At 40.6% G+C, this 1,752-nt stretch carries 2 protein-coding genes; both read left to right on the forward strand.

Translation table 11 applies throughout. The annotated features are described in order from the left end of the window. Positions 1-52 precede the first annotated feature (52 nt). Positions 53-583 carry a type IV secretion protein Rhs gene (locus CXF61_RS11880; protein ID WP_165598335.1) on the forward strand — a complete coding sequence of 177 codons (531 nt, stop codon included), beginning with the start codon at positions 53-55 and terminating at the stop codon, positions 581-583. 220 nt (positions 584-803) lie between these two features. Beyond that, on the forward strand, positions 804-1,736 hold the full coding sequence (locus CXF61_RS11885; protein ID WP_165598336.1) for a hypothetical protein: 933 nt from the start codon (positions 804-806) through the stop codon (positions 1,734-1,736). The last annotated feature ends 16 nt before the right edge of the window (positions 1,737-1,752 follow it).

The following is a 1,752-nucleotide window of genomic DNA, read 5'->3' on the forward strand; positions in this document are numbered from 1 at the left end:
TAACTATTAAACACTAAAAATGGCTTATCAAATATAAGGTATTGCATTAACGATGTCTGAACCGACTCTCAAACGCTTATTCAATCGTTACTTGCGTAGTGATACGGGCAAGCAGCAGTCACGTTATCTGACAGCTGGCGAGATAGCGTTGGCGTATTCAGTATTTGGTAATAGTATCAAACTCGACGAAGTGCAGTTAAAGACAGCGTGGTGGGTACTAAAACATTATGCCGTTAGCCCCAATGGCAATATTTACTTTAATTCAGTCGATTGGATTACGGATTTTAGCCAGTCATCATTGAGTAAGCAAAGTTGGCTGATACATGAGCTGACCCATGTATGGCAATTGCAGCAAGGGCTAAAGGTAGTGCGCGGAGCGATCATCAACCGAAAATACGACTACGTGTTAGAAACAGGTAAATCATTTTTTAAATATGGTATTGAGCAGCAGGCACGCATGGTACAAGACTATTTTGTACGTCGTCAGCGTGGTCAGAACTGCCAAGAGTTGGAAGCTTGTATTCCATTTTTGACAGAGCAGCCTATTAAGGCAGAAAGTACTGATGGTGCATCAGTCATCTAATTTTTAAAAGTAACAGTAAGCTTGGTTTATGAGAAGTCCTAACCGAGCTATAGAACGATTAAACTATATAGCAATTGAGATACAGGTCAGTTGAATGAATACTGGATAACTATATTGGACGATTTAACAGTTAATTGTATTGCTAAAAATCAAAAAACAATGAACCGCAATGGTAATTTACCCTTTAATAATTTTGCTTTACCAAAGGATATGCACTCTCATGTTTAAATTTTTGTCAGTAAAGCCTAATGTTGATACCCGCTATCCACCGACTTTGCTTGTAGTCGCACTGTCAGGAGTATTGTTTTTGACAGGCTGTCAGCAGTCTGACACAGCGCCTGTAGCTGATGACAGTCAAACCAGTGAAAAAACAAGCGTAGAAGACAGTCAGCCTATGCCAAAAAGTGACTCAGCTGCGGCGCGCATAGATCAATTTCAGCCGATATATGTCGCACAAGCGCAGAGCTTACAGAGACGATTGCAAGCAGAGTATGAGTCATTGCAAGCAGCAGATGCATCAGACAGTGAGGAACTATTATTACTGAGTACTAATAATAGTGAAAATACAGATAGTAATAACGAAGTAGCGACCGATAATACCGCTCCTATTGCAAATACTACTGCTACCAGTTCTGAAGAAGTGGTGTCATCGAATATCGATATTGACGCGATAGACAGTGATCCAAATGTAAATGCAGAGGTAGATGTCAATACTAGCACTGAAGTTGGTGAGCGTGATTTAAAAGTTTTGAAACGCATCAGTCTTGAGCCGCGTAAACCTGTTATGTTGACCGAGGACCAAATCATAGAACGCTATCAGCAAACCATGGATGCCTTATATCAACCGGTGACAACACCGCTGAGCGCAGAGGATTCTGATACATTAATCAATGTGGCGACCTTGGTTCCGCAGTTATTTGAGCATGCAGAGATTGCTGGCAGAGTAAGTGCAAAAAGTCCGGCACTTGCCCGTTTGATCATTCAGCATCAGGTATGGGAACAAATAGAAGCCCAACAAGTGGTTGATATGCAGCAAATGAAACAGAAGCAGCAACAAGAGTTTGAAGCTTTAATGGCTAAATTTAATGAAACTATCGAAGGATACGATGAGCAGATTGCCAAATATGAGCAAACGTTAAAAGAGTTTCAATAACTGATTATAGTTTTAA

It is taken from the genome of Psychrobacter sp. 4Dc, assembly GCF_002836715.1.
Lineage (GTDB): Bacteria > Pseudomonadota > Gammaproteobacteria > Pseudomonadales > Moraxellaceae > Psychrobacter.

Bases quoted from the DNA above. Each gene is read 5' to 3' on its own strand.
- CXF61_RS11885 (WP_165598336.1), top strand. From the start codon at position 804: ATGTTTAAATTTTTGTCAGTAAAGCCTAATGTTGATACCCGCTATCCA.
- CXF61_RS11880 (WP_165598335.1), top strand. From the start codon at position 53: ATGTCTGAACCGACTCTCAAACGCTTATTCAATCGTTACTTGCGTAGT.